Raw genomic sequence first — 20,530 nt, 5'->3', positions numbered from 1 at the left:
TGCAAATACTTCGTCGTCCAGGTGGAGGATCGATGCACACATCTCGCCGGAGGCTGCTCTCCGTGCTGGTCGGGGTCGCCCTCGCGGCCAGCCTGTCCGCCGTCGCCGTCCCACGCGCCGCCGAAGCCGCCGCCACACCGACATACCGTCCAGTGATCTTCGTGCACGGCAGCGCCGGATCGGCGGCGCAGTTCGAGTCCCAGGCCAAACGGCTGGCCAGCAACGGGTACCCGATCGACATCATCGAAGCCCACGAGTACGACTCCCCGAACATCGCGGCGATCCTGCCCCAGGTGTACGCGGGGCTCGACGCACGCATCTCCCGCCTGCTGGCGGCCACCGGCGCGGACCGGGTGGACCTGCTCGCGCACTCGCTGGGCACCTTCGTCACGCAGGGCTATCTCACCAGTTCGCCGGAGCGCGCCGCCCGGGTCGCGCACTACGTCAACCTGGACGGGCGCACCGCGACCTCCCCGCCCGGTGGTGTTCCCACGCTCGCGATCTGGGGCGAGGGCGACCCGGCCCGCGCCATCGTCGGCGCGACAAACGTGCACCTGCCGGACCAGTCGCACACCCAGACCGTGTCGTCGGCGGAGTCGTTCGGTGAGATCTTCGCCTTCCTCCAGGGCCGCGCGCCGCACACGACGCGGATCGTGCCCCAACTCTTCGGCGCCGCCCGGGTCTCGGGCCGCGCCGTGCTCTTTCCGAGCAACGTCAGTGTCGCCGGTGCGACTCTCGAGGTCTACCCGGTCAGCCCGCTGACCGGCAGTCGGCTGTCACACCGGCCCGCGCACCGGTCGTCGCTCGCTGGCGACGGCTCGTTCGGCCCACTCCCGGTGCTCGCCACGGCCCACTACGAGTTCGCCATCGTGCGCCCCGGCGCCGCGACGCACCACTTCTACTTCCAGCCGTTCCTCCGCTCGGACTCGTTCGTCCGCCTCGCGACCAGCGAGCCGGGTGAGGGCCTCAGCGCCCTGGTCGACACCAGCGACCGGCACACGGCACTCACGATCCAACGCCAGAAGGAGTGGTGGGGCGACCAGGGTGATGCCGGCGACCGCCTCTGGATCAACGGCAGGAACGTGCTGAACGCGGCGAACACCCCGCGCGCCAAGAGGACGATCGGCATCTTCGCCTTCGACGACGGCAGCGATGGCGTCACCGACCTGGCGACCCCGTTGCCGGAGTTCTTCAGTCAGACCTTCATCACCGGCATGGACGTCTTCATCCCGGCGGCGCCGGCACACTTCGGTCTGGTCCAGATCACCGTGGCGCAACGCGGCGGCGGCTACGAGGTGATCAACGTGCCCAACTGGAGATCGAGCACCGACCGGGTGACGGTGAGCGTCGACGACTTCTGACCGCGTCTCGCGGGCGGCCCGGCCACGTCGGATCGAGACGGTGGCCGGGACCGCTCGCGCCGTCGTCAGACGGTGACCGGGACCCGTTCGCGCGTTCGTCGCCCGACGGCGAAGCTGACCAGCCCCAGGATCAGTCCGACGACCGCCAGCGCGACGCCCACCCAGGCCGGCGCGAGGTAACCGAGGCCGGCGGCGATGGCCACGCTACCCAACGCGGCACCCAGGCTGTTCGCGATGTTCATCGCCGACTGGTTGAGCGCCGCACCCATCAGTTGCGCTCCCGGGGCGACGGTGATCAGGCGCGCCTGCAGGACCGGGCCGAGATAGAGGCTCGTCGCACCGACCAGGAACGCGCCCACGAACAGGCCGACAGGGGACGACGCCACGAGGCTGAACACGGCGATGCTCACGATCATCGCAACGAAGCCGATGACCATGCTCCGTTGGAGGTCGCGGTCCGCCAGCCAGCCGCCCAGGGCGTTGCCGACGGTCATCCCGAGACCCACCGCGACCAACGCCCACGGCACCGTCGCGGCGGAGAGGCCGGTGACGTCGGTGGTGACGGGCGCGATGTAGGTGTTCACCGCGAAGAAGCCAGCGAAACCGACCGCGCCGGTCGCGGCGACCAGCCAGACCTGCGAGGTCCGCAGCGCCCGCAACTCGGTGGCTGGCGAGCCGTCGACCGCCGCGGCGACCTCCGGCACGACCGCCAGCACCGCCAGCAGGGTGAGCACGAAGAAACCGGCGATGACCAGGTACGCGACCCGCCAGTCGGCGGCCTGCCCGAGCCGCGTGATGAGGGGTACGCCGACCAGGTTGCTCACGGTCAGACCACCGAGCACCGTGGCGAAACCACGGGCCTCGTTACCGGGGCCCATCAGGGTCGCCGCGAGCAGACCGGCCGCACCGAAGTACGCGCCGTGCGGCAGCGCCGCCGCGAACCGGGCCACCAGCACCAGGTCGAAGGTGGGGGCGATCGCGGATGCGACTGTGCCGACGGCGAACAGCACGAGCAGCCCGAGGACGAGCTTCTTGCGGGGCAGACGCGCGCTCAACGCGGCGATCAGCGGCGCGCCGACGACCACGCCGAGCGCGTACGCGGTGATCATCCAGCCCGCCCGGGCGACCGCGTCCGACGACGACTGCGCGTACTCGTGCGGGAGCAGGCCGCGGGCGATGTCGGGCAGCAGCCCCATCGCCACGAATTCGGTCAGGCCGACCGCGACGCCGCCCAGTGCCAGAGCACCGAGCGCCGCCAACCGTCGACCTCTACTCAACTCGATCACCGAAAAAATTTAGCAACAGCGTTGCGTAATAGGGTGGTGAGATGACTCGCGTCACTGCCGACGTCAGCTTGCTGCGCGGCTACCAAATGCGGGTTAGTGCGCCGCTTTTCAGGGCTGTGGTGGATGCCGGCGCGGGAGGGCTGTCAGGGCCCGAGCGCGTCCTAGATCGGCCGGTTCTGCTGCTCGATGTGCTGACGGAGCACGGTCAACGGTGCGCCGCCGACCGATCCGGCGAAGTACGAACCGGACCACAAGCGGTTGGCGCGGTAATAGTCATGGGCAAGGTCGGGGTACTTTTGGCGCATCCAACGGCTGAATTTCCCTTTGAGGCTGTTGAGCAGCTCAGAAAGCCACTTTGGGCGGGAAATCGACGAGCAGGTGCACGGGGTTGTTCTCGCCGTTGAACTCGACTAGCTCGGTCTCGAAGTCAGCGCACACTGCCAGCATGATGTCCTTGAGGCGGGTGAGTGAGGTGGAGGTCGGTGAACACTATGTGCCGGTGCTTCGCCACGAAGACTAAGTGAGATGCAGTGAAACGCAGTGTCTGCCACTGCGAACGTCTCCCGGACAGGCCATGGACCAATGGCAGACTGTGGTGGTGGAGCTTCGGTACAACTACCGTGTCTATCCGACGTTGGGTCAGCAGCAGGCGCTGGCGCGGGCGTTCGGGTGCGCGCGGGTGGTGTTCAACGATGGGCTGCGCGCACGTCAGCAGGCGCGGGAGGCTGGCCTGCCGTATCTGACGGACGCGGAACTGTCCCGACAGGTCACGGCGGCGAAACTCACCCCGGAGCGTGCGTGGCTGGGCGAGGTGTCGTCGGTGGTGTTGCAGCAGGCCCTCGCGGACCTGAACACCGCGTACCGCAACTTCTTCACCTCAGTTTCCGGCAAGCGTAAGGGCCGCACGGTGGCTGCACCTCGGTTCCGGTCCCGCAAGGACAACCGGCAGGCCATCCGGTTCACGGCCAACGCCCGGTTCAAGGTGCTGGACAACGGGCGGCTCCGGCTGCCGAAGATCGGCGACGTGCAGGTGCGCTGGTCGCGGACGCTGCCCGCCATGCCGACGTCGGTGACGGTGGTCCGGGACGCGGCGGGTCGGTACTTCGCGTCGTTTGTCGTGAAAACCACGGACGAGCCGCTGCCGGAGACGGACTCCGAGGTGGGTATCGACCTGGGACTGACGCACTTCGCGGTCATGTCCGACGGCACGAAGGTCACCGCGCCGAAGTTCCTGCGTCGTACGGCACGCAAGCTCAAGCGGTTGCAGCAGGACCTATCGCGCAAGCAGCGTGGCAGTCGCAACCATAAGAAGGCCGTTATGAACCTCGCCCGCGCCCATGCGCGGGTGGCCGACACCCGACGGGACTGGCAGCACAAGCTCTCGACATCGATCATCCGCGACAACCAAGCGGTGTACGTCGAAGACCTGTGCGTGGTCGGTCTCGGCAGGACCCGGCTGGCGAAGTCGGTGTACGACGCTGGATGGTCGTCGTTCACGAGCATGTTGGAGTACAAGGCCGCCCGGTACGGGCGCACCTTCGGCCGGGTTAACAGGTTCTTCCCGTCCACCCGGATGTGCTCGGACTGCGGCCGGATCACCGACACGATGGCGCTGAATGTTCGCGAGTGGGTCTGCCCGTGTGGCAGTCACCACGACCGGGATGTCAACGCCGCCAGGAACATCAGGGCCGCCGGACGGGCGGACCTCAACGACCGTGGAGCGCAGGTAAGACCGGCATCCCTGCCGGCACCGCGCAGCGAAGCGGTAACCCACCGGAAGCTTGCCCCTTCAGGGGTATAGCAGACCGGAATCTTCGCCTTCAGTGCGCAGAGGACGTCAAAACCAGGCACTGGTCATGGTGGCGGTGGGGCGTACCTTGCCGGCACCGTGCACCACTCGACGGTCAGCCCGCTGCCCTCGGACTTCACCCCGGAGCAGCTCCTCGGCGCCCTGAGCGTCGGCATCGACACGATGGCCGGCATCGGCGACCTGCGCACCCGGCTCACCGGGCTGGGCATCGGCATGATCGGTCCACTCGACCACGCCAACGGCCTGGTCCGGGACGCTCACGGCCTGCGGCACTGGCACGACGTACCGCTGCGCGAGCTCGCCGAGAAGCACCTCGGCCTCCCCGTCCACCTGGACAAGGACGTCACAGCGGGGATCACGGCGGAGGCCTGGCGGCACGGCGCGACGTTCGGCGACGCGGCCCTCATCATGGTCGAGTCCGGCATCGGCGGAGGCTTCTGGCTGGGCGGCACGGCCCACCGGGGGGCGCACACCAACGCGGGCGAGTTCGGCCACACCGTCGTCGACCTGACCGGACCCCTGTGCGTCTGCGGTCGGCACGGGTGCCTGGAGATCGTGCACCGCCACGCCGCTGAGGCCGGGGACATCGCACTCGCCGCCCGCGTGCTGGCCGTGGGCGTCGTCAACCTGCTCCAGACCCTCGACCTCGCCCACGTGGTGCTGGCGGGCGCGGACCTCCTCCGGCACCCGCAGACCTATCTCGCGGCGGTCACCGAGGCCGTCCAGGCCGACGCGCGACGGGCGGACTGGCTCAGCACGCGGGTGGCAGTGTCCAGCCTCGGCGCGGACGTGATCGCCGCGGGCGCCGCCATGCAGGTCCTCGACCAGCACTACGGCATCCCGGAACTCGCCCCGATCTGACCGCCGGCAGCCGCCGGGTACGGGCGGTCGCTGCGCACGGTCGGCGGTGACCGTGCCGCGCGCGTCGGGTCGTTACGGCACCAGGGCGTCGGATTCCACGTGGGCACATCCGCTGGTCGGGCTCTCGCTGGAGGCGATGACCGCGTCGAGCCGGTCCCGGGCGTCGCGGAGTTGCCTGATCTGCTCGTCGATGCGGGCACGTTCGGCGCGCAGCAGCGCCCGGGACTCCGGCGTGTTGACCTTCGCGTCGACGCAGGGCAGCAGGTCCAGGATGGTCCGGCTGGACAGCCCGGCCGCGTACAACGCCTGGATCAGGTGCACCCGCTCGACCGCGCTGTCGCCGTAGTGGCGTTGCCCGCCACCGCTGCGGTCGGCGGTCAGCAGGCCCTGCTCCTCGTAGTAGCGCAGCGCTCGGACCGACACCCCGGTCTTCTCGGCGAGTTCCCCGATCCGCATGGACCCCTCCCCCGGCCGGTGACGCCAGCCACACAGCCTTGTCCCTCACGTCAGCGTCAGGTTTTAGCGTAGCTCGCGTACCGCTCGTTCCCGAACCTGCCAGGAGGCAATCATGCGGATCTCCGGTTCCATCGCTCTGGTCACCGGCGCCAACCGCGGCATCGGCCGACACTTCGCCGGACAACTGGTGGAACGCGGAGCGGCCAAGGTGTACGCCACCGCCCGCCGCCCGGAGCAGATCGACATTCCCGGCGTCGAGAGGCTCCGGCTGGACATCACCGACCCCCGATCCGTCGAGGAGGCGGCCGCTGTCGCGTCCGACGTCACCCTGTTGGTCAACAACGCCGGGATCTCCACCTACACCAACCTGGTCAACGGGGACCTTGGCAAGATCCGGTCCGAGCTCGACACGCACTTCTGGGGGACCCTGAGCATGGTCCGGGTTTTCGCGCCGGTGCTCGGCGCGAACGGTGGAGGGGCGATCCTCAACGTCCTGTCGGCGCTGTCGTGGTTCTCCTACGACGGGGCCAACGCCTACGCGGTGGCGAAGGCAGCCGAGTGGAGCCTGACCAACGGGATTCGGCTGGAACTCGCCGGTCAGGGGACCCTGGTGACCGGCCTGCACCTGGGTGCCGCCGACACCGACATGATGGCCGGCTACGACGTCGACAAGATGGACCCCGCCGACGTCGTGCGCGCGGCCCTGGACGGCGTCGAGGCCGGCAGGGTCGAGGTCCTTGCCGACGAGTCGAGCACGTACGTCAAGGCGTCCCTGGCCAACGACCCGAGCGACTTCTACACCTCGACGGCGCGGTGAATCACTGGCAGACCCGCCACTCGCCGTCCTCCTTGACCAGCGCCATCCCCTGCGTGAACCTCGCACCTGTGGCTTCCTGGACCGCCTCGACCTGGACGGTCCCGGTGACCCGCCCGTTGTAGTTGTCGACGTTCACGCCGGTGATGAGCCCGCCGGGCGCCCGGTGGTTCACCCTCCAGAGGCGGACGGCCCCGGCGTCGGCACGCCGCCGGCTACCGCACGCGCGGGCGGCGCCGACGCCGGAGCCGGTCGAAGATCCGCGGGTACGGGTAGCGCGCTGCCCTTGACGAACTGGCCCCAACTGGTGTTCCAGGCCGTCCAGCCGTTGCCCGACTGGAGGCGGACCTCGGTGCCGGTGAAGGTGACCAGGTCACCGACCTGGGTGACGCCCATCAGCCAGTCGGCGTTGGCCGCCGAGATGTTCGTGCAGCCGTGCGAGACGTTGCGGTGCCCCTGATCGGACACCGACCAGGGTGCCCCGTGGATGAACTCGCCACCCCAGGTGAGCCGTTGCGCATCCTCGACGTTCACCACGTAGCCGCCGTTCGGCTCGCCCCGCGTGTCGAACGTGGTGTGCTGGTACTTCTCCATGATCACCATCTTGCCGCTGGACGTGGGGGTGCTGCGCTTGCCGAGGCTGACCGGGATCCTGCGGATCAGCCTGCCGTCGCGCAGCACGCGCATCTGCTTGGTGGCGTTGTCGACTTCGAGCGCCACCTGCCGTCCGATCCGGGACGTCGCGGTGCGGTCGGCGTCACCGATCTGGTTCTTGCCGATCGGCAGACCCTCCAGGCCGGCCCGGACACTGATGGTCGTCCCTGGCCGCCAGAAGTCGCGAGCCCGGTAGTAGACCTGGCTACCGTCGTCCACCCAGGACCAGACGCCCGGCTGGGCCGGCTTCGTGGTGACGAACAACCGACGTTGCACGTCGGCGCGGGCCGCCCTGGCGATGGGCGGATCGAAGCCGATGGTGACCGGCATGGCCGTGCCGTACGTCTGCTTGTCGGCGAAGTACAGGGTGCTGGTCACCTGCGGCTTCGTCGACGCCGCCGCTGTGGTGAAGGTGGTGGTGCGGGTGGTGGTCCGTCCGGAGTCGGCGGTGGCGGTCACCGCCGCTGTGTAGGTGCGCTGCGGCCGCAACGGAGCGGTCGGCACCCAGGACGAGCCGTCCTCGCGGGGCTCCGCCCGGACCAGCGTGCCGGTGTCGTCGACGAGGCGCACCGCGGTGATCTTTCCTCCCGTGACGAGCGGAACCACCTCGGCGCTGAGTGGCACGTTCCGGGAGAGGTCGGCGGGCGTGAGGGTCAGTTCGGGCGATGGCGCCACCTGCTGGGCGGGGCGCGCGGCGGGCTTCCGCTCGGTGGTGCACCCGCCGAGGACCAGCGGTGTCGCCGCGACGGTCACCGCCACGAGCGCCATGCGCCTTCGCAAACCCATCGAACGTCCCCCGGCTTCCGTGTGCTCCGTGGCGGCAATTCTCTCCGCGTCGGCGGCACCCTGCGCCGTTTCCGGAAATCACTCAACGAAGGTGGGAAGGTTCGGCACCGCACGCGGTCCGGGTCAGTTGGTCGCGCTTTCCCTTTCGTGACCCTCGGGGCATCGAAGCGTGATGCGGTGATGGAAGGCTGCCGACATGCCCGGAAGCCGACGTCCATGGATTCTGCTCCCGCTTCCCCTCCTCCTCCTGACCGCCTGCTCACCAGCGGAGGAGCCGATTGTCGCTCTCGCCGTCCAGGACGGCCGGCCGATCGGCGTTCTGGTCACCTGCGATGACCGTGACGCCGATATCCGCGTGTTCGAGAACGGCCCTGAAAGTGAACCGGGCGAACAGTCCCTGGTCAGGTGGCGCATCGGCGGCCCGCCCGCGAGCGAGGTCGTGGAGGTGGCCCTGTTGGGTCAGCCGCCGGAGGGGTGGGAGGTCGCCGAAGCTGTCGACAGCCCTGCGGCCGAGGTGGACGTCGAGCTGCTCACGGAATTTCGGGCCGGGGTCACCTACACCCTCGACGGGTCGAGCCGCCGCGAGGCCCTCTCGGTGGACTTCACCCTCGCGGATCTGCCACGGATCGGGCCGGACCAGGTGTTGGTGATGCCTCGCGGACACCACTCGACGACTGTCGTTTCGCGGGAGACCTTCCTGCGCGAGGCACGCGACCGCTGCTGACCCGGCACGGCCGACCACTGAAGAGAGTGGAGTGCCGCCGCAGTCGCCGATTACAGTTTTTGGAGAGTAATCAGAGATTTGAGATTGAGTCGACATCGCAACGGTTCCGCACAGCCGACCAGGCAATCGCTGAGCGCTATTTAAGGGAGAATTAATCGTTTCAGTGGGAAACGAGCAGGGGGCGGACTCGTATTCTTCGTGCTCGGAAGAAAGGTGCGCCCCCGTTGATAAATCTTCGATCCACCCCTCGACACCGTCGTAGCGTCCCCGCCCTGCTGCTGGTGAGCATGGCGCTCGCCGGCGGATGCAAGGAGGCGCCGGGCACTCCCGGTGGGTCCGGCCCGTCCAGCGACACCGGCATCGGCTCGCCCGGCCCGGACGCGCCGACGGCCACCGCCCCCGGCGACCCGTCGGCCACGCCGAGCGCCCCGGGCACCTCGGCCACCCCGTCCACGCCGGGTAAGCCAGGCACCCCGGCGACCAGCCCCGCCCCGCCCACCGCATCCGGCGGCTGGATCACCATCGACGCTGCCGCGCAGGCCGCCGCGACGAAGGCGTTCTTCGCGCGCAAGCCCAAGCCGGTGACCGGCAACCCCGTGAAGGTGCCCGAATTCAACGTCGGCTGCACGACCAGCCACCACAACAGCGACGACCCGATCGTGCTGCCCAAGCTGGTGGGCGGCTCGCACAACCACACGTTCTGGGGCAACAGGTCGACCGACGCCACCTCGACCGCCGAGTCGCTGCGGGCGTCGAAGGCGACCACCTGCAACTCGCCGGACGACCAGTCCGCCTACTGGTGCCGACGATGTACCAGAACGGCAAGGTCGTGGACCCGAAGGAGGTGACCGTCTACTACGGTTCCCGGCTGAAGGACCCGAGCAGGACCCAGCCCTTCCCGTTCGGCCTGCGAATGATCACCGGTAATGCCAAGAACCAGGTCGACACCCCGGACAAGCAGGGCAACCACTTCTGGTGCGCCGGCATCGGCGGCGAGGTCGGCCGCAGCGCCGACAAGACGTTCCCGGTCTGCGCCAAGACCGCGAACATCGTCCGGCAGATCACCTTCCCGGACTGCTGGGACGGCAAGCACCTGGACAGCCCCGACCACAAGGCGCACATGGCCAACGGGGACCACACCGGGGCGTGCCCGAAGAGCCACCCGGTGCCCGTCCCGTCGGTGTCCTTCGTGATCTCGTACCCGTTGAGCGCGAACACCGACGGCATCACCCTCGCATCCGGCACGTCGTTCTCGATGCACGCGGACTTCTTCAACGCGTGGAAGGACGAGGCGCTCGCGGCCCGGGTGCGCAACTGCCTCGACCAGGGCGTGAAGTGCAACTCGGCCGGTAACTTCTAGGGCGGTCGTCGATGTGAGCTGGCCCGCGGATCGTCGCGGGCCAGTGATCGAGACGTAGCGAGGTCTCCGGTGGACGGCTCAGCCACCGGGCGGAATTGAAGACCGGGGACCTCGCCTAGTCAGAGCCATGGCATCAGACGAGGCGCTGGATCCGCACCTTCGGGTGCACGTTTCTCAGGTGGCCGTGCTGGTGTTGGCGGACCTGTTCGTTCCAAACTTCCTGGTCGTAGTCCGGGTCCGGTGGGATCCACTTGTGCGAGCCGTCGCTGTAGTGGAACTTCTCGTCACCTACCCGCAGGATGCTCATCGGAGCCAGCCGAGGAAACGTCTGTGCAGCGCACCCGCCGGCACCCAGGTCAGGTCCTCCGAGGCTCGCACCAGCTGGGCACCCAGGTAGATGGCCAGGGATATCGGAGCGTCATCAAACTCGGCGCGTAGCTCGCGCTGCCGCGTGCGGCAGGGCCAGGGCAGGCCGCAGCCGCCGCAGCTCCAGATCGGCAGCACCGGGCCGTGCGTGGTCATGCGCCGTCTCCGAGCAGCGCCGCCGTCATCGACCGCGCCTGCCGGCTGGTCGCCCAGTCCACCTGCCAGCATAGGTACGGCGTGAGCCGCGACCACCACGCCCGGCAGCCGGCGCACAGGCCATTTTTGCCCGGCAGATGCGCGACCAGGATCCGCTGCTCCGCTTCGCTGCTCACTGCTCCTCCTCGGCGGGCCAGTGCGTCCGCTTGATGGGGATGCGGTGTCGGCTGCGGCAGTGCAACTCCGCCCCGCAGCGGCAGGTCCACCTCCACTTCGGCCACGACCACGCCGGGCGGTGTCGCCGCGCCAGGGTCATCGCGACGGCGATCAGGTACTGGTCGTAGGTCACTCGTCGCCATGGTGGTGTCCTGTCCCGCATCACTGGCTCCCTCCACCGGGCAGCACTTCACGGCCGACCCCGCAACGACGGGACCGGATCTGGAACGTTCGGTAACTGCGACGCTACGATCACGACGGCGCCGGTTGGACTCACCCGCAGTACGCGTGAGCAGGCCAGATGGGCTGCCGCAGCTTTTGGTTCCACGGCGGAACGTCGACCACGGGTCAACGTTGGGGGTGACGGATGACAGGTCGCGGACGATCAGCACCACATCGCGGCGCGGTGACCGGCTACCTGTTCAAGCTGATCCGGGAATCGATCCCGCTCACGCAGGAGCAGCTTGCCGTCGACCTGGACGTCGATCGGGTGACCGTGCAGAGCTGGGAATCCGGACGCCGGCCGTTCACCGCGGTACCGCTCGGGCAGGCGATCGCCGTCCGACGCCGGCTCGGACGGCTCGGCGCGAACACCCTCCTACTCGCAGCACTTGACGACGCCGCCGAGGCGGATCTCATCCTCGCCGCCGTCCTCAACGAACAGCCGGACCGCTGCGACCTCGCCGAACAGCAACTGGGCTGGTCCGTACTCACCCACCGCCTGACTCACTTGATCCTCTGGGCCGTCCTCGGGCAGACACCGACCTTCGCCAGATGGCTACCCATCACCCACCCCCGGCGGGGTCCAGTCGCCTCCGGGCCGACCCTGCCCGCCGACGAGCAACGTGCGTTCTTCGCTCACCTTCACGTCCTCGCCGATCGCGCCACAGCCGGACGGCATCGGAACGTGCTGCTGCACCGGCAAGCCTGCTTCCTTGCCGGCATGGACCCAACCAAATCGGCAGCAGGTTGGCTCACTCAGACCACCGCCCGAGCACACCGCACGACCACCTTTCACACCTGGTCACCGCTGTGGTCCGACGCTCGCTCCGTCGTCACGTCCCTCGCGAACCAGGGCGACCCGGAACCGTTACGGGACTTCATTGCTCGCGCACACCCGGATGACGCCTGCGAGCGAGCAGCCCTCAACTACTCGGCCTACTGGGTGGGCGAGATCCCGTACCGCCACCGCGACGACTCCTTCATGCCCAAAGCGCTCGCAGACTGGCACGGCTCAATCCTTCTTCGTCACCTGGTCCATCGCCTCGAACCCGGGCATCCCTTCGTCGACCTCAACATCCACAACGTCTGGGCTCTGCTGGCCGCACGACGCGGTCTCGCTCTCGACAACCCCGCCGCGACTCGGGCGCTGCTCGACCGCAGTGTCCCGCTCCTAGACAGTGACCGGATCTCCGCGCAGTCGCGGCAGGAACTAACGTCTATCGTCTACAGCCTGCGGGCGGACGGACTCACCGGCACAGGGACGGGCAGATGACCGACGATCACGACGCCGCCGGAGCGATGAACTTCATCTTCGAAGCTGGTGTCCTCAAACGCGCCGCCCGGACCGGATGGTGGTTCGCCGGCGTCAAGCAACCCGAGTCCATCGCCGAGCACTCCTTCCGAACGGCGCTCATCGGAATGATGCTCGCCGCCATGGAGGGCGCCGACCCAGCCCGAGTGTCGATGCTCTGCACCCTGCACGACACCCAGGAAACCCGAATCACCGACATCCCACACATCGCCAAGCGCTACCTCACCGCCGTACCCAACACCGCCGTCACCGCCGACCAGGTCGCCGACTGTCCCCCCGCCGTCGCCAACGTCATCACCGCCGCCGTCGCCGAATACGAAGCTGGCGAGACACTAGAAGCCGTCGTCGCCCGTGACGCTGACAAGCTGGAATGCCTCGTCCAAGCCGTCGAGTACCGCCACCAGGGCATCGACAACGTGCAGCGCTGGATCGACAGCTCACGAGCCGCCCTCAAGACCGCCAGCGCCCACCGCATTGCCGACGCCGCCCTCACCGGACAACCCCTCGCTTGGCTCACACCCCCACCGCAGCAGTAAGCGCTCAACACTTGGCGTTGCAATGCGAACGGTGATCGGCATACCACCGCCAACCGGACCGAAAGGCCGCTGACGTGCATGGGGACCTGCCGTCATTCGTCGTCGTTGGTCACCGCTGGTTCACCTCAAACGGCCTGTAGACGGCATGATCTTGGGTTCCCCGTCGCCGGTGACCCCGCTACTTCTTGAAGAGTCCGACGATGCTGACCACGGTTCCGACCACGAAGCTGAGGGTGGCCAGCTTCGCTTGACCGCCGGTCCAGAGCCCTACGGTCTTCTGGCGCCAACTGAGAGACCACCAGTCGCGCCCGAACTTCTGCCACTTGTGCTGTCGCAGGTGGCAACCCAAAATCAAGCCCGTCGAGTTGTTGCGGCAGAACTCCACGACACTGCCGCGCTTCCGGTTGATCGCCCCGCAGTACACCGGAGCTTGAAAGAGCACGAAGAGGAGCAGAAGCCCGAGGAGCACCGCGTAGACCGCTGGACCGAACTTTGCAGTGCCCAGAGACAGGAGAAGCGCCGCCAAGACTCCGTAACCCCAGTACTGCCACAGCTTCGACTTGTTACGCGCCGCCATGGTCACAAAGGGTACTGGCGTGAGCACCCAACGTGAACATCCTCCACCTGTCGATGATCCGACACCTACGACTTGAAAGCGGCCTGACCTTGCATGGGAGCGCCCGCAGCCGGAAAGGATGGAACGCTCCTGGTTGACCTGCTGTCCACTCCCGAGCAGGTCACCCGCGTTGTCCGGCTGTCGCTTGCTGCCGGGCTGGTCAACATGCGGATCGGCCGCTCGACCGAGGAGAGGCAGTGGGCCGCGGGCCGTATCGGGATCCCGGATACCTGGGCAGCGGGAACGTCGGTGTCCCTGCTGAAGCTGATCAGCTCCCTGGAGGGCACGCCGGCTGACCGGCTCATCGCCAACTGGGAGCACGACAACGGCGAGAGCTTCAACGCCGCCGAGTCCCAGCACCAGCCCGTCAACGCCTCCTAGCCACCCCGTCGGCCTTCGTCAGCACACCGTGGAGTGGGTGGGGCCTGCGCGGTCAAGCTGGAGCACCCCGCCGTCTGAACGACCTTGACCGGGCAGGCCCCACCTGCTCGGCTCCGCCCGGATGAAGGCCGGTGGGATGGCACCCACCATCCTGGAGTGCCTGAGTGCCCCGCCGGAGGCCCGCTCCTCACCAGTCGGTGATGGTGACCTGGCTCGATAAGCTGGAACCTATGGGGAAGGCTGATGACATCGAACCTGAGACAGTGAGTTTCGTCTTCACCGACGGGGAGGTCCTGACGTTTCCACGACCCCCTGAGCACTTCCGTACCAGCCAGCGCCTCGTCCTTAACGGCGGCCTCTCCGAGGCAACCCTTATGCTCGCCTGGGTGGCAGCGTCAGGCGTTGTGGGCAACGCGGCATACGACGCCGTCAAGCTGGGTCTCCGTTCCCTGCGGCTGCGTCTTAGCTGGGGAGACGAGGAAGACCAACGGCCCTACGTAGCACATATCGCCCAGTTGTCGGTGGCGGCGAAGCTCGATAGGCCAGAATCCGTTGAGGTCGCGAGCTGCACCCGTCAACGCGATCACTGGCTGGCAGTAGTCCTAGCCCCCGGGCGGACTTATCGAGTCCAAGTCCCGCTGCGTGACCCGCGGCCGACCGCCATTAGCGTTGACCTGGACTAAACCACCACTCCGATAGCCTCGGATCGCCCCGTAATTGGCGGCCCGGGGCTTACTCGTCTGTCGCGCCGCCGGCGGGCTGGAACCGCCGGGGTGCCGCCGGCGCTTGCGCCTGGGCGGCGGGGTCCCCGAGCGGCGACCCTCTGGGTCGCCCCTGGTCGGCGGCGCGAGCGGCCCGCGAGGCGGGCCGCCTTGATCTCGTATAGAAAGTTCTCACACGAAGTCGTAGAAGCGTTTCGTCCAGCGGAGGCCTTGACAGATGTCCAGCCAGCGAGTTATCAATCAGTTTATGTGGGGATTCCAGCCGCACTTCCGCACCTCAGTCCAAACCGCAACCCGGATGGCTTTTGAAGCAGTAGGTTTCACTAGCAAAGCGCACGTCATCTTGGTCGGGTTTCAGGTCGCCGGTGAACACGCTTTTCCTATCTGCATTGAGCCGGAGACTGGCCCGTACACTCCCACCGACCTCGCTCATGTTTCTCGAACTGTCGAGGAGCGCTACCTGAAGCACCCGGAGCACGAGATATGGAACAGCAATCCCCGAGTGCACGAACTACGACACGCTTCGCTGAAAAAGCAGATTCGGGCCGAGGTGGTCGCGGAGACCCTCAGCGCCCACGCTGCCAGTAGCGGAATCAGCTTCTTCGCCAGCATGCCGGGTCTAGTCGGTGACTACGAGGTGCATGTTGTTATTGGGGTAAATAACGTGGCATTGGATGCCGTCGCCAGGTTGCAAACCACGTTGCGTGACCGGATGCGGGTTGCCCCGTCCTTCGTCCACGCGCTCCTGGATGAGATCCTCTCTCGCGCCGCTGCTCAGCTCTATCAGCCGGATCCTGGCGCCGGCTTGAACGCGCTGGGTGCAGGGACTCCTGAAGTAGTACGAGGCGCCACAGAGCGCCTTGTCCGCTCGGCTTTGCTTTGTGCCGACTTCATGTTCGGCCAAGATACCGACTTGCTGTTGAACTCTTTATCGGCGTTGCCGTATGAAGGCCGTTCAGGTCTCGGCAACCTTCTCATCGTCAAGCCGGACTCCACTGCGGCCAATGTGATGCTGCGGCTCGAAGTTCCAGTGAGCCTCAGGAACACTCGCGCTGTTCGAAAACTGCTTGAGGCTTGCGGAGAGGACGTAGGCCTTCTCACGGGAGAATTAAGGGGCAGCTTCGGCGGAAGTGTCTATGCTTTGGGCAAAATACGAGATACCTACAACCCGGCCAGTGAGACTGCTTTCGTCGTCTCGATACTCGGGCGCGGTGCGTGGGACCTGTTGCACGACGGCCGCGTGTTGTTAAGTGTGCGCGACGGGGTATCCCGCCTGCCAGTGCAGACTCTTGACACAGAGATTTTGCGGGACGTCGCGGAGCGGATCCTCCCATCTGCCGACCTTGACCGACTTGTGGTACTGGCTAAGGCGGTGGAGCAAAACGACCACGGAGCGATGCTTGTGATTTCGAGCGACGCTGCAGCTGAGGCCAAACGGCTTTCGCCTCAGGCTTGGTCAATTGAGGCGACCGATCTAATGCCTTCCCTCGCCAGCCAGCTCACTGCCATGGATGGGGCGGTCCTCGTTGATCCACAGGGGCGGTGTCATGCCATTGGCGTAATCCTAGACGGTCATGCAGATAAGGCGGGCGATCCCGCCCGCGGGAGCCGGTACAACAACACAATTCGTTACATGGGCAGCGGACCTCCAGCATGTGTGATAATCGTCTATAGCGCTGATGGCACTGTGGATATTTTTCCGCGACTTATGCCTAGAGTTGGGCGCAAACAGGTGTCCAACGCCGTCGAGCGTTATCTACTGCTCGCTGCGGAGCGGCCACCGAATCTCGAGTGGGTAAGTGACGCTCGCGATGACTTGGAATCTCTTCGTTTTTATCTAAGTCAGAGTCAGTGTGACTCAATCAACACCGCTTTCGCCGCCGTGAACGAGTGGCGTCTCCAAGATCATGGGATGCAGCTCATCGAAGACGATTGGGTGCCTCATCCGGATATGAACGACAGCTACTGGCTAGACTGAGTCAGGGGTGGCACTTATCTCGGCCTAGCCGGCGTGCGTGTGAGTGACAGCGTTCCCTGCCTGCCTCGGAAGTTAAAGTACCGGCCACTAATCTTTCCGCTGGCACAGTCAATGGTTAGCTCTGCCGTACCGTCATGGTCGTTCATGTCGGCATCCGCGACGCCGGGCCTCGTCTGGTTGCGGTACGTGTAGGTTAAGCGCGCGTCGTTGTGGCCGTCTCTTCCCAGCCCAGCCGTAACCGAGTAGGACGCCGAGGAGGCGGGCTCTAGAACGTCGAATCGCACGGCAATTCGTGTCCAAGTCTGATCGATCCTTATTCGGACGGGAAGACTTAGGTTCTTGTATGAGGACACGAGGCGGCCCTCATAGATGCCGTCGATGACGGGAACTTCAATTACTCCAAGCCGATGAAACAAGCGCCATCGCCAAGCGAAAGAGTCCATGGAGCGATAGAGAATACCGTAGCAAGCGGCGACGGTTGGCGCGCTAATCAACCAACTGGGGCCGACGCCGAGATTGGAAGCCAACGCGTTGGCGGAAATCGCAAATAAAACTGCCGCCAGCGCGATCGACCCGAGAGCTGAGGTGCGATTCTCACTGCTGCTGTAGGCATGCACGCTTACAACACCTTCCATAGCGCTTCGAGAACTCGCTTGGCTGTGTATTCGTTGTGTTGGCCGGGATCGTCCACGAACAGATGGTGAATCTCATCTCCCGACATGCACTGGTTCGCGAGCTCCTCGGGCGACTTGCCAACAAGCCAACTCAACACGCTTGCCACGCGAGCTACGTCATCGTAAAGAAAGAGCCTATCCGGCACGTTGTAGACCATGCATTCGAGCAGGTATCCGGGCGCGGATCCTTGGGCTACTTGGCCAAGTTCGACGGCCCTCCGGCGCAGGCGTTTAATCTGTCGCACTGTTGGCTTGTAGCGATCGCCGCAACGTTCATTCTTTGCGCTTCCGTTGTCGATGTGTTCCTTCGGGTAATTCACAACCCGACCACCTTCAAGAGGCTGGATTGATATTCCCTCGATGTAAATCGCGGACCCATTGTTCGGGTAATGGATGAACTTTCGTTGTTGAAGGGCAGGAACTACGTCCGCGTCAACATATCCACTCGTCTTGTCGACGCGGATGCACTTGTTCTTCGAGTGCACGCGCCCCTCGCCGTAGTAATCAGCGAGAGCCTGACGGACCAGAGCCCGAAATTCCATGGCGCTTGTCGTGCCCGGGATTCGGTTGGCCTCGTATCGAACTCGATCGGCGATCGGAAGCTCAGAGATGTCTGGCATGAACGTGGACCTCAGCATTGCCACGATATCGACATCTGAGTCGCCCCGAGTGTTAGTAGTGTTCGCGTATGAGCCTTGCAGGAAGACGTCGTAGTCGAATTCTTCCAGTTCGTCCGATTGGCTTAGCGCGGCCTTGATAGATGCGTAAGTCCTTGCCGCTGAATCTTGGGCGCCCGGTGTCGTCCAGCTTCGTAGCTCAGGAGCGGAGACTGCCACGATTACTCCAGTTGGCTCGATGTCCCGACAACCTAGACCTACCCACCGACATTCCACTGCCCGTCACCGGACAGACGTGACGCGTCAGGTCAAGCTCGTCCGAGGGCGCCTGATCTTCGCGCCGCCCGAGGGTGGCGAGGTCCGCGACGTCCCACTGCCGGAGTCGGTATCCCGCCGACTCGCCGAGCACACCAAGCAGTACCCGCCGGTCGCCGTCACCCTGCCCTGGGGCACCTCCAGCGGCGAACCGCGGACCGTGACGCTCTACCTGACGACCCCGGCGGGAACGGCGCTGAGCCGAACCGGCTTCAACTCGGGCGTCTGGAAGCCCGCCATCCGCGCCACGGGCGTCCCCGACAACCGACACAACGGCATGCACGTGCTCCGGCACACTTACGCCTCGGTCCTGCTCGAGGCCGGCGAAAGCGTGAAGGCCCTCTCGGCGTACCTGGGGCACTCCGACCCCGGCTTCACCCTCCGGATCTACACGCACCTGCTGCCAGCAAGCGAGGACCGCACCCGCCGCGCGATCGACCACGCCTTCGCCGACGACCCGAAGACCCCCGACGGCCTGGAGACGGCATGATCATGGGAATCAAGGCCGTTCCGGGTGCTCCGCCGCAGGTCAGAGCGCCTACGGCGATCACTTGGCGTTGTATTGGTCACGGTGCCGGGCATAGGCATCCGAACTGGACGAGACATGCTTGGACCTGGACCGGCGCTAGTCATAGCTGGTGAACATTTGCCACCGTAGGCCTCCGTTAGACGGCCTGCGAACGGCATGATCTTGATGTTGGATCAAACCACCTGGCGCTCGACATCTTCGGTGGAACGCGGATGAATCCTGCCGCTGCCTGCTGTCAGGCGCCGATGTGTGGTGTTGTGCATGGCGGCTGCACTGCTCAGCGTCGTCGGCTGTCGGCCGTTGTTGTTGATTTCGCTGTCCCTGGCTGCTTCGCGGCGCTCGTTCCAGCACCCGGGGGTCCACCTGCGGGCTTTCTCCGAACGATGTCACGCCGATCCGACAGCATCGATGTACCTACGAGCACGCGAATCGCGCATGTGGGGCGACCTCTCCGGAGTTGCTCGACCGGCCGCATGTAGAACGCACCCATCGCAGGACTGTCGGCACTAACCCAGCCTCAGTGATATGCCAACCTCTCGACAATATCGGAACTAAGTTCAGACAAGGACTTCCGAGTTTCCGGATCATCGTCAACTCGCCTTTCAATCCGATACGGGAAATTATCCCAAGCTGCGAGGGCCTTAGCCGCCTCCGCGTAGCCGTCACGCAACCGGTCGAGCTGCGAGGACCCGCGGTCCAGCAAACTTCCCAACACTGCGGCGACGACCGTCGACGTCAGATCTAGACCAACCAGGATCACCCAGGAGCCGGCACCCGCCGGATGTTTTCACTGTCTCTGCACCCCCGGCAGATCGTGTTGAATCTAGGACGGCTGGTCACCCTTGGTACCAGCCATGCCGAGTCTTGCCATCCTGATACGGAGAACGATCACCCACGCCGACATGACGTCGCACATCAGCTGACGGATCACGTCGGCATGACACTCGACCTGACACGCCGGCATGACCGGCAGCCCGCAGCCGGCAGGGATTAGCTACGTGAAGGGCTGCACGGGAGTTAGTACGGTCCACTCCCCAGAGGTGTATCGAAGCGATGGAGTGCCGGGATAATCCGAGATCAGCCATAGGTGGGTTATCTCAGAAGGCAGGGTCGGATGACGGGGCGGAGGACCGATATCAGCTACAGCCATCAGCCACGCATGGACGCTCAGAGCGGACGCAGGCATGAACGGCACGACAACAGCCAAGTGACGTTCGCTGCGTGTCGATTGAGCCAGCTTTCGCCGCTCGCCCTTACAACGGTCTGAGGCGAGGAACCCTTCGGCCCACTCCGCCAACTGGTGGGGGTGTCCCAACGACCACCAAGCGACTTGGAGTCGAGCGGTTCCTGGAGCGATGGGCGCCGAACCTGCCGGGTGTGGATATGCCGCGACGAAGCCGAGAGCAGCAAGGCCGTCAGGGATCGCCGCTTGAACCGGTGAATCAGGATAGATCGTGACGCCTGGGGCGCTTGCCGCCTCCAAGCTCAGGAGGAATGGCGTAAGGACCTTCTTGGCCCACGGCGTAGGAGGGTGGGGGTACCTGCTGGTGCTTACCTCCCAGCCCAGTTTGCAAGGCCGCACATCGAGGTGATCGATGCGCTTGGCCTCCCAGCCAGCCTGGCTCTTGTCCCGGTCCTCAGTAACCTCGACGGCACCTACGGGGAGCGCTCCAAGCATGATGTCTGGGCCTGCCCCGTTTTGACGGACATCCGAGATCAGGGGACCTGGGGTCTCCGGGAGGATGTCCATCATCATGGAGAGCATGGGGAAGAAGCGG

The 20,530-nt window shown here is 65.9% G+C and carries 21 protein-coding genes and 3 pseudogenes; 11 read left to right on the top strand and 13 right to left on the bottom strand.

The window, feature by feature from the left end; translation table 11 throughout:
- Positions 1 to 32: 32 nt before the first annotated feature.
- Positions 33 to 1,361 (top strand): alpha/beta hydrolase, encoded by a 1,329-nt coding sequence (locus ABZU74_RS27575; RefSeq protein ID WP_355429615.1) that lies wholly within the window; start codon positions 33 to 35, stop codon positions 1,359 to 1,361.
- Between the two features lie 65 nt (positions 1,362 to 1,426).
- Here ABZU74_RS27575 and ABZU74_RS27570 read toward each other — a convergent pair whose 3' ends face one another.
- Together ABZU74_RS27570 and tnpA are read right to left on the bottom strand one after the other, a co-directional pair.
- On the bottom strand, positions 1,427 to 2,647 hold the full coding sequence (locus ABZU74_RS27570; RefSeq protein ID WP_355429612.1) for an MFS transporter: 1,221 nt from the start codon (positions 2,645 to 2,647) through the stop codon (positions 1,427 to 1,429).
- A gap of 161 nt (positions 2,648 to 2,808) precedes the next feature.
- Positions 2,809 to 3,223 (bottom strand): annotated as a pseudogene (tnpA, locus tag ABZU74_RS27565) (IS200/IS605 family transposase).
- Between tnpA and ABZU74_RS27560 the strand changes: the two are divergent.
- Complete coding sequence (locus ABZU74_RS27560) at positions 3,222 to 4,448, top strand: transposase (RefSeq protein ID WP_355429609.1); 1,227 nt, start codon at positions 3,222 to 3,224, stop codon at positions 4,446 to 4,448. The pseudogene tnpA and the gene ABZU74_RS27560 overlap by 2 nt on opposite strands.
- A gap of 87 nt (positions 4,449 to 4,535) precedes the next feature.
- On the top strand, positions 4,536 to 5,318 hold the full coding sequence (locus tag ABZU74_RS27555) for an ROK family protein (RefSeq protein ID WP_355429606.1): 783 nt from the start codon (positions 4,536 to 4,538) through the stop codon (positions 5,316 to 5,318).
- 72 nt (positions 5,319 to 5,390) lie between these two features.
- On the opposite strand, the gene ABZU74_RS27550 is transcribed toward ABZU74_RS27555, so the two are convergent.
- Positions 5,391 to 5,774 carry a MerR family transcriptional regulator gene (locus tag ABZU74_RS27550; protein WP_355429603.1) on the bottom strand — a complete coding sequence of 128 codons (384 nt, stop codon included), beginning with the start codon at positions 5,772 to 5,774 and terminating at the stop codon, positions 5,391 to 5,393.
- Between the two features lie 112 nt (positions 5,775 to 5,886).
- Here ABZU74_RS27550 and ABZU74_RS27545 point away from each other — a divergent pair, with 112 nt between their 5' ends.
- Entirely contained in the window at positions 5,887 to 6,591 is a 705-nt protein-coding gene (locus ABZU74_RS27545) for an SDR family oxidoreductase (protein WP_355429600.1), read from the top strand.
- Between the two features lies 1 nt (position 6,592).
- Here the strand turns inward: ABZU74_RS27545 and ABZU74_RS27540 are convergent, their stop codons facing one another.
- Positions 6,593 to 6,763 carry a hypothetical protein gene (locus tag ABZU74_RS27540; protein WP_355429597.1) on the bottom strand — a complete coding sequence of 57 codons (171 nt, stop codon included), beginning with the start codon at positions 6,761 to 6,763 and terminating at the stop codon, positions 6,593 to 6,595.
- Positions 6,760 to 8,010, bottom strand: a complete 1,251-nt coding sequence (locus ABZU74_RS27535) for an Ig-like domain-containing protein (RefSeq protein WP_355429594.1) — start codon at positions 8,008 to 8,010, stop codon at positions 6,760 to 6,762. Before ABZU74_RS27535 ends, ABZU74_RS27540 begins: the two co-directional genes overlap by 4 nt.
- Positions 8,011 to 8,473: 463 nt before the next feature.
- Here ABZU74_RS27535 and ABZU74_RS27530 point away from each other — a divergent pair, with 463 nt between their 5' ends.
- Both ABZU74_RS27530 and ABZU74_RS27525 read left to right on the top strand, forming a co-directional pair.
- A complete protein-coding gene (locus ABZU74_RS27530; RefSeq protein ID WP_355429591.1) occupies positions 8,474 to 8,752 on the top strand; it encodes a hypothetical protein in 279 nt (92 codons plus the stop codon).
- Between the two features lie 287 nt (positions 8,753 to 9,039).
- Positions 9,040 to 10,112 (top strand): annotated as a pseudogene (locus ABZU74_RS27525) (DUF1996 domain-containing protein).
- Positions 10,113 to 10,245: 133 nt separating this feature from the next.
- Here ABZU74_RS27525 and ABZU74_RS27520 read toward each other — a convergent pair.
- Genes ABZU74_RS27520 through ABZU74_RS27505 form a run of 4 tightly spaced genes read right to left on the bottom strand, consistent with a single transcriptional unit; the run spans position 10,246 to position 10,983 of the window.
- On the bottom strand, positions 10,246 to 10,419 hold the full coding sequence (locus tag ABZU74_RS27520) for a hypothetical protein (protein WP_355429588.1): 174 nt from the start codon (positions 10,417 to 10,419) through the stop codon (positions 10,246 to 10,248).
- Entirely contained in the window at positions 10,416 to 10,634 is a 219-nt protein-coding gene (locus ABZU74_RS27515; RefSeq protein ID WP_355429586.1) for a hypothetical protein, read from the bottom strand. The genes ABZU74_RS27520 and ABZU74_RS27515 overlap by 4 nt, the downstream gene beginning before the upstream one ends.
- Positions 10,631 to 10,810 carry a hypothetical protein gene (locus ABZU74_RS27510; RefSeq protein ID WP_355429583.1) on the bottom strand — a complete coding sequence of 60 codons (180 nt, stop codon included), beginning with the start codon at positions 10,808 to 10,810 and terminating at the stop codon, positions 10,631 to 10,633. The genes ABZU74_RS27515 and ABZU74_RS27510 overlap by 4 nt, the downstream gene beginning before the upstream one ends.
- The gene (locus ABZU74_RS27505) at positions 10,807 to 10,983 is read right to left on the bottom strand and encodes a hypothetical protein (RefSeq protein WP_355429580.1); all 177 of its coding nucleotides are present in this window, start codon (positions 10,981 to 10,983) and stop codon (positions 10,807 to 10,809) included. Before ABZU74_RS27505 ends, ABZU74_RS27510 begins: the two co-directional genes overlap by 4 nt.
- A gap of 234 nt (positions 10,984 to 11,217) precedes the next feature.
- Between ABZU74_RS27505 and ABZU74_RS27500 the strand changes: the two genes are divergently transcribed.
- Together ABZU74_RS27500 and ABZU74_RS27495 are read left to right on the top strand one after the other, a co-directional pair.
- Positions 11,218 to 12,345, top strand: coding sequence for a helix-turn-helix transcriptional regulator (locus ABZU74_RS27500; protein WP_355429577.1), 1,128 nt, complete (start codon positions 11,218 to 11,220; stop codon positions 12,343 to 12,345).
- Positions 12,342 to 12,920 carry an HD domain-containing protein gene (locus tag ABZU74_RS27495; protein WP_355429574.1) on the top strand — a complete coding sequence of 193 codons (579 nt, stop codon included), beginning with the start codon at positions 12,342 to 12,344 and terminating at the stop codon, positions 12,918 to 12,920. The genes ABZU74_RS27500 and ABZU74_RS27495 overlap by 4 nt, the downstream gene beginning before the upstream one ends.
- Before the next feature lie 178 nt (positions 12,921 to 13,098).
- On the opposite strand, the gene ABZU74_RS27490 is transcribed toward ABZU74_RS27495, so the two are convergent.
- Positions 13,099 to 13,497, bottom strand: coding sequence for a hypothetical protein (locus tag ABZU74_RS27490; RefSeq protein ID WP_355429571.1), 399 nt, complete (start codon positions 13,495 to 13,497; stop codon positions 13,099 to 13,101).
- 93 nt (positions 13,498 to 13,590) lie between these two features.
- Here ABZU74_RS27490 and ABZU74_RS27485 point away from each other — a divergent pair, with 93 nt between their 5' ends.
- Both ABZU74_RS27485 and ABZU74_RS27480 read left to right on the top strand, forming a co-directional pair.
- Positions 13,591 to 13,917 carry a hypothetical protein gene (locus ABZU74_RS27485; protein WP_355429568.1) on the top strand — a complete coding sequence of 109 codons (327 nt, stop codon included), beginning with the start codon at positions 13,591 to 13,593 and terminating at the stop codon, positions 13,915 to 13,917.
- A 939-nt stretch (positions 13,918 to 14,856) separates the two neighbouring features.
- Positions 14,857 to 16,617, top strand: coding sequence for a hypothetical protein (locus ABZU74_RS27480; protein ID WP_355429565.1), 1,761 nt, complete (start codon positions 14,857 to 14,859; stop codon positions 16,615 to 16,617).
- Positions 16,618 to 16,631: 14 nt separating this feature from the next.
- On the opposite strand, the gene ABZU74_RS27475 is transcribed toward ABZU74_RS27480, so the two are convergent.
- Both ABZU74_RS27475 and ABZU74_RS27470 read right to left on the bottom strand, forming a co-directional pair.
- The gene (locus tag ABZU74_RS27475) at positions 16,632 to 17,252 is read right to left on the bottom strand and encodes a hypothetical protein (protein WP_355429562.1); all 621 of its coding nucleotides are present in this window, start codon (positions 17,250 to 17,252) and stop codon (positions 16,632 to 16,634) included.
- Positions 17,237 to 18,127 carry a nucleotidyltransferase gene (locus ABZU74_RS27470; RefSeq protein WP_355429559.1) on the bottom strand — a complete coding sequence of 297 codons (891 nt, stop codon included), beginning with the start codon at positions 18,125 to 18,127 and terminating at the stop codon, positions 17,237 to 17,239. Before ABZU74_RS27470 ends, ABZU74_RS27475 begins: the two co-directional genes overlap by 16 nt.
- Before the next feature lie 76 nt (positions 18,128 to 18,203).
- On the opposite strand from ABZU74_RS27470, the gene ABZU74_RS27465 reads away from it, so the two are divergent.
- A complete protein-coding gene (locus ABZU74_RS27465) occupies positions 18,204 to 18,713 on the top strand; it encodes a tyrosine-type recombinase/integrase (RefSeq protein WP_355429556.1) in 510 nt (169 codons plus the stop codon).
- A gap of 1,033 nt (positions 18,714 to 19,746) precedes the next feature.
- Here the strand turns inward: ABZU74_RS27465 and ABZU74_RS27460 are convergent.
- Positions 19,747 to 20,530 (bottom strand): annotated as a pseudogene (locus ABZU74_RS27460) (hypothetical protein); the annotation flags it as partial.

This window comes from Micromonospora sp. NPDC005171 (assembly GCF_040608575.1).
Taxonomy (GTDB): domain Bacteria; phylum Actinomycetota; class Actinomycetes; order Mycobacteriales; family Micromonosporaceae; genus Micromonospora.
The sequence above is the reverse complement of the archived record's forward strand: the minus strand, read 5'-3'. Positions and strand labels throughout refer to the sequence as shown.